9 protein-coding genes are annotated in these 14,313 nt (G+C 72.9%); 3 read left to right on the top strand and 6 right to left on the bottom strand.

Features of this window, described 5'->3' with window-relative positions; all coding sequences use genetic code 11:
• Positions 1–29: 29 nt before the first annotated feature.
• The 3 genes from uvrA to TU31_RS31275 all read right to left on the bottom strand — a co-directional run bounded on the left by uvrA (position 30) and on the right by TU31_RS31275 (position 5,061).
• Complete coding sequence (uvrA, locus tag TU31_RS31265; RefSeq protein ID WP_107070789.1) at positions 30–2,483, bottom strand: excinuclease ABC subunit UvrA; 2,454 nt, start codon at positions 2,481–2,483, stop codon at positions 30–32.
• 172 nt (positions 2,484–2,655) lie between these two features.
• A complete protein-coding gene (locus TU31_RS31270) occupies positions 2,656–3,825 on the bottom strand; it encodes a CapA family protein (protein ID WP_042160861.1) in 1,170 nt (389 codons plus the stop codon).
• 108 nt (positions 3,826–3,933) lie between these two features.
• Entirely contained in the window at positions 3,934–5,061 is a 1,128-nt protein-coding gene (locus TU31_RS31275; RefSeq protein WP_158894807.1) for a tetratricopeptide repeat protein, read from the bottom strand.
• Positions 5,062–5,247: 186 nt separating this feature from the next.
• Here TU31_RS31275 and TU31_RS31280 point away from each other — a divergent pair, with 186 nt between their 5' ends.
• A complete protein-coding gene (locus TU31_RS31280; protein ID WP_042160864.1) occupies positions 5,248–6,051 on the top strand; it encodes an alpha/beta fold hydrolase in 804 nt (267 codons plus the stop codon).
• Positions 6,052–6,105: 54 nt separating this feature from the next.
• On the opposite strand, the gene TU31_RS31285 is transcribed toward TU31_RS31280, so the two are convergent.
• Both TU31_RS31285 and TU31_RS31290 read right to left on the bottom strand, forming a co-directional pair.
• Positions 6,106–8,184, bottom strand: a complete 2,079-nt coding sequence (locus tag TU31_RS31285) for a restriction endonuclease (RefSeq protein WP_107070791.1) — start codon at positions 8,182–8,184, stop codon at positions 6,106–6,108.
• A gap of 245 nt (positions 8,185–8,429) precedes the next feature.
• The gene (locus tag TU31_RS31290; protein ID WP_042160869.1) at positions 8,430–8,774 is read right to left on the bottom strand and encodes a DUF1330 domain-containing protein; all 345 of its coding nucleotides are present in this window, start codon (positions 8,772–8,774) and stop codon (positions 8,430–8,432) included.
• A 225-nt stretch (positions 8,775–8,999) separates the two neighbouring features.
• Between TU31_RS31290 and TU31_RS31295 the strand changes: the two genes are divergently transcribed.
• The gene (locus TU31_RS31295; RefSeq protein WP_042160871.1) at positions 9,000–11,108 is read left to right on the top strand and encodes an alpha-galactosidase; all 2,109 of its coding nucleotides are present in this window, start codon (positions 9,000–9,002) and stop codon (positions 11,106–11,108) included.
• Between the two features lie 530 nt (positions 11,109–11,638).
• Positions 11,639–12,481 carry a nitroreductase/quinone reductase family protein gene (locus TU31_RS31300; protein ID WP_042160873.1) on the top strand — a complete coding sequence of 281 codons (843 nt, stop codon included), beginning with the start codon at positions 11,639–11,641 and terminating at the stop codon, positions 12,479–12,481.
• A gap of 30 nt (positions 12,482–12,511) precedes the next feature.
• Here TU31_RS31300 and TU31_RS31305 read toward each other — a convergent pair whose 3' ends face one another.
• A complete protein-coding gene (locus tag TU31_RS31305) occupies positions 12,512–14,074 on the bottom strand; it encodes an AMP-binding protein (protein ID WP_042160876.1) in 1,563 nt (520 codons plus the stop codon).
• Between the last annotated feature and the right edge of the window lie 239 nt (positions 14,075–14,313).

Consider the following 14,313-nt stretch of genomic DNA (forward strand, 5'->3'; position numbering starts at 1 on the left):
TGATCTGACCTGCGTACATTAGCGGACCGTCAAGAGGCGTCCGGCCGCGCCCTCCGCCGGGCCAGGTAGCGGGCGGTCCGGCTCCCGGGCGCGTCCGCGACCTCGGCCGGGGTGCCCGCCGCCACGATCCGGCCGCCGTCCGCGCCGCCGCCCGGACCGAGGTCGATGACATGGTCGGCGCCGGCCACCACCCCCATGTCGTGCTCGACGACCACCACGGTGTGGCCGGCGTCCACCAGGCCGTGGAGCTGGCGCAGCAGCACTTCGGTGTCGGCGGGGTGGAGCCCGGTGGTGGGCTCGTCGAGGAGGTAGAGGGTGTGGCCGCGGCGGGTCCGCTGGAGTTCGGTGGCGAGCTTGATGCGCTGGGCCTCGCCGCCGGACAGCTCGGTGGCGGGCTGGCCGAGCCGCAGATAGCCCAGGCCCACGTCCTGGAGGGTGCGCAGACTGCGGGCGGCGGCCGGGATGTCGGCGAGAAAGTCCGCGGCCGTGTCCACGGTCATCGCGAGGACCTCGGCGACGGTGCGGTCCCGGTAGGTGATCTCCAGGGTCTCGGGGTTGTAGCGGGCGCCGTGGCAGGCGGTGCAGGGCGCGTACGTACCGGGCAGGAAGAGCAGTTCGACGGCGACGAAGCCCTCGCCCTGGCAGGTCTCGCAGCGGCCGCCGGTGACGTTGAAGGAGAACCGTCCGGCGGTGTAGCCGCGGGCGCGGGCCGCGTCGGTGGCGGCGAAGACCTTGCGTACGGCGTCGAAGAGGCCGGTGTAGGTGGCGAGGTTGGAGCGCGGGGTCCGGCCGATCGGCTTCTGGTCGACGCGCACCAGCCGGTCGATCGCCGCCAGGCCCTCGGCGCCGGTGAGTTGTGCGCGGGCCATCGGCCCGGCCTCGGCCGCGTCCTCGCCCGCCTCGGGCGTCCCGTCGCCGAGGTGCTCCCGCACGGCCTCCGCGAGCACCCGGGTGACCAGCGTCGATTTGCCCGACCCCGAGACGCCGGTGACCGCGGTGAAGACGCCGAGCGGGAAGGCGGCGTCCAGATCGCGCAGATTGTGCAGGGTGACGCCGCGCAGTGTGAGGGTGCCCGTGGGGCGGCGCACCGTGCGCGCGGCGGGTGGTGCGGTGTCGAAGAGGAAGCGGCGGGTGGCGGAGGCGGTGGCGTCCGCGAGCCCGGCGACCGGCCCGCTGTGCAGCACCTGTCCGCCGTGTTCCCCGGCGCGCGGGCCGATGTCCACGATCCAGTCGGCGCGCCGCACCACGTCCATGTCGTGCTCGACGACGAACAGCGAGTTGCCCGCTTCCTTGAGCCGGCCGAGCACGGTGAGCAGGGACTCCGTATCGGCCGGGTGCAGGCCGGCGGACGGCTCGTCCAGGACGTAGACGACACCGAAGAGGCCGGAGCGCAGCTGGGTGGCCAACCGCAGCCGCTGGAGTTCACCGGCGGACAGGGTGGGCGAGGGCCGGTCCATGCTGAGGTAGCCCAGCCCCAGTTCGGTGAGCACCTCGATGCGTGCCACCAGGTCGCGGGCCAGGGTGGGGGCCACCTCGTCGTCCGGCCGTGCGGCGGTGGGGCGCAGCAGCTCGGCGAGGGCGCCGAGCGGCATCCCGGCGAGCGTGGCGATGTCCTGGCCCTCGAACGTCACGGCCAGCGCCTCGGGGCGCAGCCGCCGCCCGGCGCACACCGGGCAGGGCTCGGCGACCATGAACCCCTGGACGCGCTTGCGCAGGGTCTCGCTCTTGGAGTCGGCGAAGGTGTGCAGCACATAGCGCCGGGCGCTCATGTACTGGCCCTTGTAGGGGCGTTGGATGCGGCCCACGTCGCGTACGGGGTGGACGGTGACGACGGGCTGTTCGTCGGTGAACAGGATCCAGTCCCGGTCGGCCCGCGGCAGCTCATGCCACGGCCGGTCGATGTCATGGCCGAGGGCCGCGAGGATGTCGCGGAGGTTCTTGCCCTGCCAGGCGCCGGGCCAGGCGGCGATGGCGCCCTCCGCGATGGAGAGCGCGGGGTCGGGGACGAGGGACTGCTCCGTGACGCGGTGGACGGTGCCCAGGCCGTGGCACTCCGGGCAGGCCCCGGCCGCGGTGTTGGGCGAGAAGGCGTCGGAGTCGAGCCGTTCCGCCGTGCCCTCCGGGTAGTCGCCGGCGCGGGAGAAGAGCATCCGCAGGGTGTTGGAGAGGGTGGTGACGGTGCCGACCGAGGAGCGGGAGGTGGGCGCGGAGCGCCGCTGTTCCAGGGCGACCGCGGGCGGCAGTCCGGTGATGTCCTCGACCTTGGGCGCGCCGACCTGATGGATCAGCCGTCGGGCGTAGGGGGCCACCGACTCGAAGTAGCGGCGCTGCGCCTCGGCGTAGAGGGTGCCGAAGGCGAGGGAGGACTTGCCCGATCCGGACACCCCGGTGAACGCGACCAGCGCGTCCCTCGGGATGTCCACATCGATGGTGCGGAGGTTGTGCTCACGGGCGCCGCGCACCCGTACATACGAGTCGGCCATCCCTCCATGATCGGGCACCGCCGGCTCCGGTCGGTCACCGCCTCGGAGGTGTCTCGGCCGGCGGCCGTGGCGGCGCCGATCCGCTCGCGTGCCTCCTCCCAGGGCAGCGGGGTGGCGATGACCGCACGCAGGCGGCGCCGGAACGGCCCGGCACCCTCCCGGAGCCCGGGGATCACCGCCCCATCGTCAGCCCGTCGGCCGCGGCACCCCGGCTCAGCACCGCCTTGCCGATCTCCTTACGGATCCGGTCGTGCCCGCCGGCCCTGCTGAGATCGCGCACCCGGACCCGCGCACCCTGCGCGACGAGCTGCGGGACGTACTCGGCCGCGGTGACCCGCCAGCGCTCACCGGCGCGCCGCGGCGGCGCGAACCAAAAGCGGGCGATGCTGCCCCAGTTGCCGCTCGGCTTCTTCATGACGCCGGAGAGCTGGTCACCGAGGCCGTAGACGACCCAGGTGCCGTTGACCTTCTCGTACGGCTGCGGGGTGTGCGCACCGGTGCCGACGATCAGATCGATGTCGGGCCGGCCGCCGGTCTCGGAGACGGTGAGGAGCCGGGCCAGCCCGATCTGCCGTGCGTCGGGGGCCGTTCGGTGCTCCGTGCCCCAGTACGGGCTGACGACCACGACATCGGCCCCGGCCCGGCGGGCCGCCCGGGCATCCTTGATGATCCGCTTCGCGTGGAGCAGATTCACCGTCCACGGTGCGTACGCCGGACGCCGCCCGCTCCCGGTGCCGTAGGTGTACGCGAGGTGAGCCACCCGTGCGCCGCCCGGGGCCCGCAGCAGCGCCGGACGGGCACGCTCGGCGGCGTCCCGGGCGGAGCCGGTATGGCGCAGCCCGACGGTGTCCAGGGCCTCCAGGGTGCGCTGCACACCCGGCACTCCGCGGTCGAGGGCGTGGTGGGAGGCGGTGGCACAGGAGTCGTAGCCGGTCGCCTTGAGCGCGGTGGCGATCTGCGGGGGCGCCTGGAGGACGGGGTAGCCGGTGAACGGGCCGGTCAGCGGTCCGAGTGGGGCATCCAGATGACACAGCGCCAGATCGGCGGCGGAGATGACCGGCCGGACGCCCTTGAGCATCGGCCGGTAGTCGTACCCGTCGTGCGGTGCGTCCCGCCGGGCCGTGGCGAGTACCTCGCGGTCGGAGGGGTGCACGTCCCCGGCGGCGACCAGGGTGAAGGGCTGCCGGCCGGCGGCGCGGGTGACGGGGGCGCCGGCATGGGCCCGCGGAGTGGGTTCCGGGGAGGGCCGCGGGGCGGGCCGTGGGACGGGGTGCGGACGGGTGCAGCCCACGGCCAGCGCGGCGAGCAGGGCGACGGCTGCATACCGGGTGTACGCGCTCATCCCCGACAGATATCAGCAGGGACATGACCGGAAATGCCCCGAGACGCCGATGTCCGCGGCTCTCCCCCGTACGGACTCACTCCTGCCGCCATCGTGCGGCCGGACGGCTCACGGGTTGTCCGGCTCCGTCTCCCCGCCGAGGGCCGTCGCCTCATCCTGTGCCGCCTGCGCCTCGGCCGGACGGTCCAGTGCCGTCAGCACGTCACCGAGGGTGCGCAGGGCACCGGCGAGAGGGGAGTGGCCGAGGAGGACGACACCCGAACGGTGGAGGTCGACGGCTTCCTGGGCGTACGGCAGCGCCTCGGCCGGACGGTCCAGTTTCGCCAGCAGCTCGCCGAGGGTGTGCAGCGAGACGGCGAGACCGACCTGGTAGCGGCGGTCACCGGCCTCGGACTCCACCACCCGTCGCCAGAGACGGACGGCTTCCCGGGCGGACGGCAGCGCCTCGGCCGGCCGGTCCAGTTGCAGCAGCAGCCGGCAGTGGGCACGCAGGAACAGGGCGAGCGGGATACCGCGGCGCGGGTCCGCGTCGGCCGCTGCCAGGTCACGACGGAGCTCAACGGCTTCCGCCACCAGTGGCAGCCCCTCGGCCGGCCGGTCCAGCTGCCCCAGCAGCTCGCCGAGGAAGCACAGGGACCGGGCGAGCGCAATACGGCGGAGCGGGTCCGTGTCGGCCTCCGCGAGGCCGCGGCGGAGCGCGATGGCTTCCTCGACGGGCGGCAGCGCCTCCTCCGGCCGGTCGTGCTGCTTCAGCCAGGAGGCCTGGTAGTGCAGGGCGGCGGCGAGGGCGGGGCGACGGCGGTCGGGGTCGGCCTCGGCCAGCTCGCGGTAGAAGGCGACGATGTCCGCGGGCTCCCTCTCCAGGGCGGCGGCTTCGTCCTTCGCGGCCTGTGCCGCGGCCGGCCGGACCAGCGCCGTCAGCAGGTCGCCGAGCGTGCCCAGGCACGTGGCGAGGAGGGCGCAATGGCGCCCGAGTTCGGTGTCGGCCAGCCGACGGCAGAGGTCGACCGCCTCCTCGGCGTGCGGCAGCCCCTCGGCCGGGCGGCCGACCTTCGCCAGCAGCTCACCGAGGGTGCACTGGGACCGCGCGAGGGCGAGGCGGTAGCGAGGGTCCGCATCGGCCTCCGCCTGGGCGCGGTGCGTGGCGACGTCCTTCCTGGCCGCCCGGAGCTGTCCGCCCCACCGCAGCCTGGCCACCACCGTCGCGCCCCATCGGCGCCCTTCTTTCCGCATCATCACGTCACCGTTCCCGCCACGTCGGCCCTCCGGCCAGCCTTGATCAGCACCGCGGCCCGCAGCGACCGCCATGCGGGTAGTTCCGCCCACGGGCCCGGCGCGCCACGCCCACCCCACCCGCCACAATCGGCCATCCGGGGACACTCCACCGGCGTCCCGTCGCAGAGGGCGCCTAGCCTCGGATCCATGAATCGTGGACCGACTCGCGACCATGCGCCGCTTCATGTGACGGTGTGGGACGAGGCGGCGCCCGGTGCGCCGCGTGCCGTGCTCGTGCACGGCACGATGAGCTGGGGCACGGAGTGCTTCGCGGCGCAGCGGCCGCTGGCCGGGCGGTTCCGCCTCGAAGTGATCGACCGGCGCGGCTTCGGCGACAGCCCGGACATCGAACGGAGCGACTACGCGGTCGACGCCGAGGATCTCGGCCAACTGCTCGGCCGAGAGGCACACTTGGTGGGTCACTCCTACGGGGCGGCCGCCGTGATGCTGGCCGCTTCGGCCCATCCGGCCGCGGTGCGGTCCCTCACCCTCATCGAGCCGTCCCCGCTGCGCACCGCGGCCGGTCACCCCACCGTGGCGGCCGCCCTGGAGCGCATCCGGGCGTCCTTCGGAGACCTCGACCCGGAGCTGACTCCGGAGGACTATCTGCGGCACTCCACCGAGCCGTACGGGCTGCCGATGCCGGAGCCGACCCCGCGGCTGCTGCGCGCGGTGCGGTCGGCGATGCGCGAGCGTCCCGTGTGGGATGCGCGGCTTCCGCTCGGTCCGCTGGCCGGCGCCACCATGCCCAAGACCGTCATCAACGGGACCTGGGACACCGCCCACCCCGACCACCGGGAGTTCACCGGCACGGCGCTGATGGCCTGCGGTGAGTACCTCGCCGGGGCGATCGGCGCCCGCCATGTGCGGGTGTCCGGAGCCGGCCACGCGCCGCACCAGGACCGGCCGGACGAGGTGAACGCTGTTCTCGCCCGGCTGTGGCAGAGCTGACCCGGGCGACCGGGGCCGGGCCGTTCCGGGGCCCGGACCGTTCCGCCCCGGTCGTCAGGCGACGTCGATGCCGTACTCCTGCACCAGCGCCTCCAGGCCGCCGGGGAAGCCCTTGCCGCCCCCTACGAAGTCCCAGTCGCCGCCCGCCCGTTGCCGGAACGAGCCGAGCACCAGCGCGGTCTCGCCGCGGCGTCCCTCCGAGACCTCCAGCTGTCCCAGCTCCTCCCCCGACGCGTCCAGCAACCGGATCCGGGCGTCGGTGAAGCCGGCGAGATCGGCGTCCGGGTTGACCTGGGGGTCGATCGCCGCGACCAGGACCAGCCGGTCGGCGTCCGGCGGCAGCGCCTCGAACCGCACCTGTATCGCGGCCCGGTCGGGTGCGAAGCCGGGCAGCATCCGCACCGAGCCGTCCGGGTTGCGCGGGTTGTTGTAGAAGACGAAGTGGTCGTCGCTCAGGACGCTGGTCCCCTTGCACACCAGGGCGCAGACATCGAGGGCGACCTCGCCGGACCAGTTCATGCCGAGGACGTTGTGGTCCGGCGCCTCGTCGGCGGCGGCGGAGCCGGCCGGCGTGTCCGTACCGAGCCGTCCGCGCAGTCCGTACCGGCCGAGCAGGTCGACGAGTTCGGATCCGGCGATCAGGCTGAGCGGTTTGCCGTTGGCGAAGGTGTGGGAGCCGGGGCCGAAGCGGGAGGTCGTCACCAGCACGCCCTTGTTGGCGCCTTCGGCCTGGACCGTGCCGTAGAGGTCACGCACGGCGGTCGGCGGGACGGTGTGGCGGTAGCGCTTGACCTGCACCACGATCTTGCCGCCGCGGATCGGGTCGGGATCCAGCGCGTCCACATCGACCCCGCCGTCGCCGGAGCGCTGGGTGGTCACGGCCTGCATGCCCATGGCCCGGAACAGCTCGGCGATCAGGTTCTCGAAGGCGATCGGGTCCATCTCGTACAGATCCGGTTCGCTGTCGGTGCCGTGGGCGACGACCTCGCCCCCGACGTCGCCCGGCAGTCGTCCGGGACGTACCGCGGTCCGCTGGTCGGGGCGCGCGGCGAGCTGTCCGCGCAGCCCCTCGGTGAGGCACTCCACCGCGCTGACCTGCGCGAGGTGGAACGCGTCGAAGGCACCGCGGGCCGCCATGACGGTCGCCAGATACACCTGGGCGGGGCGGCCGGTCACCGGGTCCACATCGTCCACGAACCCGTTGAGGGCCACCGAGTCCAGCGTGCCGTAGGTGTCCGCGGCGAAGAGGTCACGCAGCACCAGCAGCACGCTCTGGGCCAGGACATCGCGGTACAGCGCCCGGCGCTGCGCGGCCGGCCGGGCGGTCTCCTTCTCCTGGTCGGCGGTGGGCATGTACCGGACGGATTTGGTCTCCGGCACGATGTCGTAGCCCGGGAGCTCCCAGTCCAGGACGAGCTGGCGGGCCGCCGGGTCGTATGCGGCGGCGACCTGCCGGGGAAAGCCCTCCGGCCAGGCGGTGGAGGAGTACAGCGCGGCGGAGAAGTATTCGACGGCGGCGTCCGGGTCGCCGTCGCGCAGACCGGACAGCAGCTCCGCCATGCCGGCGTTGTGCTGCCGGATCCCGGCCAGCGTGCCCGCGGCCCACTGGTCGTACTGCTGCCGGTAGGCGGCGAGTTGGGACTGCCGCCGGCTCTCCGCGGCCTGCGCGGCGTACCAGTCCTGCTCGTAGCGGGCGCGGGCCTCTCCCTGGGCGCGGTCCCTGTGGACACCGGCCTGCCGGCCGCCCGGCGGGGCCTGATAGCGCGCGGGGTCGGGCATCGGTACCGGGGTGGCGAGGGCGCCGGGCGCGAACTCCTCGATGCGCTCGGGGCGCAGCAGCGCGGCCGGGGAGAACGCGGGGGCGCGGCAGCCCTCGGCGAGCAGGCCGGTCAGCGCGGCGACCCGGCTGTCCAGCTCCTCGGTGCGGCGGCGGGCGTCGGCCTCGCGCTGCTGCCGGTAGGCCGTCTGCCGCTCGCGGTGCATCCGCGCCATGGCCCGTTCCGCGTCCCGGGCCTGCCGTTCCTGGTCGCGCTGCTGCTGTGCTCGCGCGCGGCGCTGGGCTTCCTGCCGGCGCTGCTGTTGCCGCTGCGCCTCGGCCCAGATGGCCATTAACCCGTGGGAACGGCGGCTCATATCGCTTTGTGTCCTCCCCCCGGGGCGGCTGCCCCCGGACCCTGTGGAAGCGGTTTCACCTGCGCTGTTGGTGAGACTTTAGCGGGGGAGGGAGCGGCCGGTCACGGTCGGGTACGAAGAATCGGCCCCCTTCGCGGATGCCTTCGCGGTGCCTTCGCGGATGCTTTCGCGGGTGCCTTCGCCGGGCGGGTGCCGGCCGCCGTTCCGGGCGTCGCCCGACCGCCGTGGCGGGCCCCGGCCGTGCCTCATCCGGCCGCCGCTGCCCGCAGCTTGGCCGCAGTGACGGCCGGGTCGTAACCGTCGGGCACCCCCGGCACCAGCACGATGTCACCGTCGACATGGCGGGTACGCAGCGGCAGGATCTCCAGGTAGGCGGGCGAGTCGTACCACTCGCGGGCCCGTGCCATGTCGGGAAAGGCGATGACGACGACGGTTCCTGGCCAGCTGCCCTCCTTGACCTCCACTTCGACACCGTGGACGAGGAACCGGCCGCCGAACGGGTCCAGGGTCGCCTGGATCTTCTCGATGTAGTCGAAGACCTCCGGGTGCGGAGCGCCGGGACGGAGGTGGGCGAGGGCGTATGCGGTCATGGGACTGCCTTCCGGTGCGTCGGTGGTGCGGTGACACCCACGTTTCCAGCCCTCGGGGTACGGGTCGATTACCTCCGGGGTCATCGTGGCCCTCTGGTGCGCCGGGCGGTGCGTCCGGTACCTCTCACAGCGAGGCCGCGCCGTTCTGTCCGTCCCACCGCCCGCGCCCTCCCGCCCGTCCCCTGGTACGCCCCGCCCTCCCGGCCGTCACGAAGGGATCTCGCCATGGACGACCTCCTGCACTTCCGGGCCGCCGGCATCAGCCTGCTGCTGGACATGTCCGGTGCCGGTCTGCCGCGCGTCGTGCACTGGGGCGCCGACCTCGGTGCGGTCGCGCCCGGCCGGCTCGCCGGGCTGCTCGCCTCGGACGTCCCCCAGACCGTCCCCAACGCACTGGACGAGCCGGTCCCGATGGGCGTGCTGCCCCAGCAGTCCGCGGGCTGGCCCGGCACCCCGGGGCTCAGCGGCCACCGTGCGGGCCGTACCGCCGCGCCCGCCTTCACGGTGCGCGGCAGGTCCGTGGAGAACGGGAGCCGGCGGCTGACCGTCGAGGCGGTGGACCCCGACGGCGGTCTGGCGCTCACGCTGGAGCTCGGGCTGACCGATGCCGGGCTGGTGCGGCTGCGCGCGGCGGTCACCAACACCGGCGACGGGCCCTACCACCTCGACGGGCTGACGCCCGCCCTGCCGCTCCCCGCACAGGCCACCGAGCTCCTCGATCTCACCGGCCGGCATCTGCGCGAACGCGCCCCGCAGCGTCATGCGTTCACGCTGGGCACGCATCTGCGGGAGAGCCGGCGCGGGCGCACCGGCAGCGATGCGACGCTGCTGCTGACCGCCGCGGAGGCGGGCTTCGGTTTCCGGTCCGGTGAGGTGTGGGGGCTGCATGTGGCCTGGAGCGGCAACCACCGCACGCTCGCCGAACGCACCCCGGCCGGGCAGGCGGTGCTGGCCGGCGGCGAACTGCTGCTGCCGGGCGAGCTCCGGCTGGCCCCGGGCGCGACCTACCGCTCCCCCTGGCTCCACGCCTCCTACGGACGCCACGGCCTGGACGAGCTGGCCGGCCGCTTCCACCGTGAGCTGCGGGCCCGCGACGGACACCCCGCCTCCGCCCGGCCGGTCACCCTCAACACCTGGGAGGCGGTCTACTTCGACCACGACCTGGCCACCCTGGAGCGGCTGGCGCGGGCCGCGGCCGAGGTCGGCGCCGAGCGGTTCGTGCTGGACGACGGCTGGTTCCGGGGACGGCGCAACGATCACGCCGGGCTCGGTGACTGGTACGTGGACCCGGCGGTCTGGCCGGACGGGCTGCGGCCGCTGACCGATACCGTGCGGGGGCTGGGGATGCAGTTCGGGCTGTGGGTCGAGCCGGAGATGGTCAATCCGGACTCCGATCTGGCCCGTGCGCATCCGGACTGGATCCTGGCCGACTCCCCGTCACGGCTGCCACCGGCCTCCCGCCATCAGCAGGTCCTCGATCTGGCGCGCCCCGAGGCGTACGCCTATGTCCGCGAACGGCTGGACACCCTGCTGCGCGAGCACCCCATCGACTATCTGAAGTGGGACCACAACCGCGACCTCGTGGACGCCGCCGCGCACCATCAGACGACGGCCACCTACCGGCTGATGGACGAACTGAGGGCGCGGCACCCGCAGTTGGAGATCGAGTCCTGTGCGTCCGGTGGCGCCCGGGTGGATCTGGGCGTGCTGGAGCGCACCGACCGGGTGTGGACCAGCGACTGCATCGATGCGCTGGAGCGGCAGCACATCCAGCGCTGGACCGGTCTGTTGCTGCCGCCGGAGCTGCTCGGCGCGCATGTGGGGGCGCCGGTCGCCCACACGACGGGGCGGCGGCACACCCTCGATTTCCGGGCGGGGACCGCGCTGTTCTGTCACTTCGGGATCGAGTGGGACCTGACGGCGGCGAGTGCGGCGGATCGGGCGCGGCTGGCCGAGTGGGTGGCGCTGTACCGGACGCTGCGGCCGTTGCTGGACAGCGGGACGGTGGTGCGCGGCGACCATCCCGACCCGGCGCTGTGGGTGCACGGCGTGGTGGCCCAGGACGCCGGACGGGCGGTGTTCGCGCTGGTGCAGATGGCCACGAGTGTGCAGTCCCCGGCCGGGCGGGTGCGGCTGCCGGGGCTGGAGCCGGACGCGGACTACCGGCTGTCGCCGCTGGCGCCGGGGGACCGCCCGGAGGGGCCGGTCAGTTCCCCGCTGCCCTGGTGGGAGCGGGGCGTGACACTGCCGGGACGGGTACTGGCCGAGGTGGGCGTGCAGGCACCGACGCTGTTCCCGGAGCGGCTGGTGCTGCTGGAGGCCGTACGGCAGTGAGCCGGCGACGGGGACGCAATCGCTTCCCGGTGGCGGCGAGTTCGGCTCCTCGTCGGGGCGCCGGCCACTCCGGCACCGGGAACTACGTTCCCCCTGGCCCGATTTCGCTTTCGCGTTGCCTTCTTTCCTCCATGGCATTACCTTTGTCGCTGTGACTACCGGGTCGGCCATGTGCCATGAGCGAGTGAGGTTCCCGGTCACCACGTGACCGCCAGGCGGGCGCCAAGAGGCCCGCCCCCTCCGCTCTTTCAGTTTTCGCGCGCTGCGCGCTCTCCTTTTCCTGCGAGTTCGGCTCGCGTACGGGTTTCGCCCTGCCCGCGCCCCGCGCCGGCACGCACCGTACGCGTCACCACGCAGCCTTTCCCTCTGCGCCTTTCCGGCGCCCGCACCCCGGACGAACGCTTTTCGCCCGAGGTCAATTCGCCCTGCCCGATGAGCGGTTCTCCGCCTCCCCCGCAGGGCTTCTTCGCCCTGCCCGCACTATCTCAGCGGGCTCGCGCTTCCTTTCCCCTCTGGAGAAAACACCGAATATGCCGATCGATTTCAACCGACAGATCATCGAGGAGTTCCGTGCCAACGGCGGACGCGTCGGCGGCCCCTTCGAGGGCGGCCGACTGCTGCTGCTGACCACTACGGGGGCGCGGTCCGGCGCCCCGCACACCACTCCGCTCGGCTACCTTCCCGACGGCGGTGACCGGGTCCTGGTCATCGCCTCGGCGGCCGGCGCCCCGAAGCACCCGGCCTGGTACCACAACCTGGTGGCCCATCCCCGTGTGACCGTCGAGGCCGGCATCTTCACCTACGAGGCGCGGGCCGTTGTCCTGGAAGGGGCCGAACGCGACCAGGCCTTCGCCCGTGCGGCCGCGACCGATCCCGGTTGGTCCGACTACCAGGAGAAGACGGAGCGCATCCTTCCGGTGGTGGCCCTGGAGGAAATCCCGGCCGGGCCGCCACGTATCAACGCATCCTCGGCGGGCGCGGCACTCAAGGCCGTACACGACGGATTCCGCCGGGAACTCGCCCTGATCCGCAAGGAAATCGCCGCATCGGGCCCCGGACTCGGCGCCCAGCTCCGGGTGAACTGTCTGACCCTCTGCCAGGGATTCCACAACCACCACACCGGTGAGGACGCCGGAATGTTTCCGATGCTCGGCCGGAACCATCCCGAACTTGCCCCGGCCCTTGAGCGACTTCGGCAGGAACACGAGAAACTCGCGGTCCTCCTCGCCGACCTGCAGAAAGTCATCTCCACCCAGGAAGCGGATCCGCAGCGGGTGCTCACCGAAGTCGAACGGCTCACAAAGGAGGTGGAAGACCATCTCACCTATGAGGAGGAGCAATTGATTCCGGTCCTCGACGGAGGAATGTGCTGAACCACGGGAACCGCCGGGCGGGCACGACGTTCAGATCGCGCCGTCGTGTCCCGCCCAATAGGGATCCCGCAGCAGCCGCTTGAAGAGCTTTCCCGACTCATCGCGCGGCAGCCGCTCCTCGAAGACCACGGCCCGGGGGACCTTGTACCCGGCGAGCCGCTCCGCGACATGGGCACGTACCGTCTCGGCGCTGAGCAGCACGCCGGGTTCGGTCTCCAGATGCACGGCGAGGACCTCGCCGAACTCCTCGTCGGGGATACCGAAGACCGCCACGTCCCGGACCCCGTCGAGGGCCAGCAGACAGCCCTCGATCTCCGCGGGGTAGATGTTGACCCCGCCGGAGATGACCATGTCGTTGCGGCGGTCGCTGAGGTAGAGGTAGCCGTCCGCGTCGAGGTGGCCGATGTCCCCGATGGTGACGTACCCGGGCAGGTCCGCCGCTTCCATGGCGGCGCGCTTGTCCGGATCGCCGAGGTAGGTGAACGGGGGCCAGTCCTCGGCGGGTTTGAGGTAGATGTCACCGGTGGCGCCGGTCGGCAGCGGCTTCCCGTCGGGGCCGAGGACCGCGACCCCGCAGGTGCCGGTGGCCCGTCCGACGGTGCCTGGGTGGGCCAGCCACTCCGCGCTGTCGCACCAGGTCACGGCGCCGGTCTCACTGCCGCCGTAGTACTCCCTGAGCACCGGCCCCAGCCAGTCGATCATGGCGTGTTTGATATGCGGCGGGCAGGGCGCCGCGGCATGCACGACCGAGGTGAGCGAGGACAGGTCGTAGCGCTCACGGACCTCCTTGGGCAGTCGCAGCAGCCGGACGAACATCGTCGGCACCACCTGCACCTGCTCGATGCGGTGGTGGGCGATCAGCCGGAGGAACTCCTCGGCGTCGAAGCGCGGCATCAGCGTGATGTCCAGACCGGCCGCGAGCGCGAGGACGGCATGCTGGCTGGGCGAGGCGTGGTAGAGCGGGGCGGGGATGAGCGTACGGCCGCCGGGGGCGACGGCGAAGTACTCCAGGAACCGCAGCACCGCCTCCTCCAGCCGGTCCGCGGCGACGGGTTCGCGCAGCACCCCCTTGGGGCGGCCGGTGGTTCCGGAGCTGTAGATGATGGTGGGCGGGCGTTCGGCGGCGGTCTCGGGCAGCGGTGCGCGGTCCTCCAGCCAGTGGTCGAGCAGCGGGTGTGCGCCGGTGGGCGGCGGCAGGGCGATGCCACAGGCGGCCGCGACACCGGCCGGGACGGCCACCTCGACGATCCGTACGCCGTCGGGCAGCACAGCGGCCACCGCGGCCAGCAGATCGGTGTGCACGAAGACGACCTTGCTGCCGCTGTCCGTGAGCACATGCCGTAGCTCGTGGTGCCGGAAATGCCAGTTGACGGGTACCGCCGAGGCTCCGAGGAGCGCGGCGCCGGCGGTGATCTCCAGATGGGCGGGCTCGTTGCGCATCACCACGGCGATCCGGTCGCCCGGCTCGACCCCCCACTCCGCCAGGCCGTTCGCTATCCGCGCCGCACGGTCGAGGAAGGCCGGATAGTCGCGCTCATGGCCCGCGCAGCGGATGGCCGGGGCCCCGGCGGCGGATCGGACGACGGCTTCCATGGTGCCTCCAGTGAGTGCGACCGGCTCGCTCATTGAACCGGCAAGTGGCGCTACCCACCAGGGCGCTGACCATGCGTCAGCAGTGCTTTCGGCCATCGGACGCCCTCTTCTCAGCCACTCCCCCGCACTCGTCTTAGATCCGAGGTCTCCCGGCTCACCAGGGGCCAACTCCCCCAACTCTCCGCATTCTTCCCCGATTTGCTCCGATGTTTGTGGCGCCAGGGGTCTTCCGGTCCGAG

This window comes from Streptomyces lydicamycinicus, from assembly GCF_000829715.2.
Lineage (GTDB): Bacteria > Actinomycetota > Actinomycetes > Streptomycetales > Streptomycetaceae > Streptomyces > Streptomyces lydicamycinicus.

Excerpts from the sequence above, each read along its gene's own strand:
- uvrA (WP_107070789.1), bottom strand. The coding sequence starts at position 2,483 with ATGGCCGACTCGTATGTACGGGTGCGCGGCGCCCGTGAGCACAACCTC.
- TU31_RS31270 (WP_042160861.1), bottom strand. The coding sequence starts at position 3,825 with ATGAGCGCGTACACCCGGTATGCAGCCGTCGCCCTGCTCGCCGCGCTG.
- TU31_RS31275 (WP_158894807.1), bottom strand. The coding sequence starts at position 5,061 with ATGATGCGGAAAGAAGGGCGCCGATGGGGCGCGACGGTGGTGGCCAGG.
- TU31_RS31280 (WP_042160864.1), top strand. The coding sequence starts at position 5,248 with ATGAATCGTGGACCGACTCGCGACCATGCGCCGCTTCATGTGACGGTG.
- TU31_RS31285 (WP_107070791.1), bottom strand. The coding sequence starts at position 8,184 with ATGAGCCGCCGTTCCCACGGGTTAATGGCCATCTGGGCCGAGGCGCAG.
- TU31_RS31290 (WP_042160869.1), bottom strand. The coding sequence starts at position 8,774 with ATGACCGCATACGCCCTCGCCCACCTCCGTCCCGGCGCTCCGCACCCG.
- TU31_RS31295 (WP_042160871.1), top strand. The coding sequence starts at position 9,000 with ATGGACGACCTCCTGCACTTCCGGGCCGCCGGCATCAGCCTGCTGCTG.
- TU31_RS31300 (WP_042160873.1), top strand. The coding sequence starts at position 11,639 with ATGCCGATCGATTTCAACCGACAGATCATCGAGGAGTTCCGTGCCAAC.
- TU31_RS31305 (WP_042160876.1), bottom strand. The coding sequence starts at position 14,074 with ATGGAAGCCGTCGTCCGATCCGCCGCCGGGGCCCCGGCCATCCGCTGC.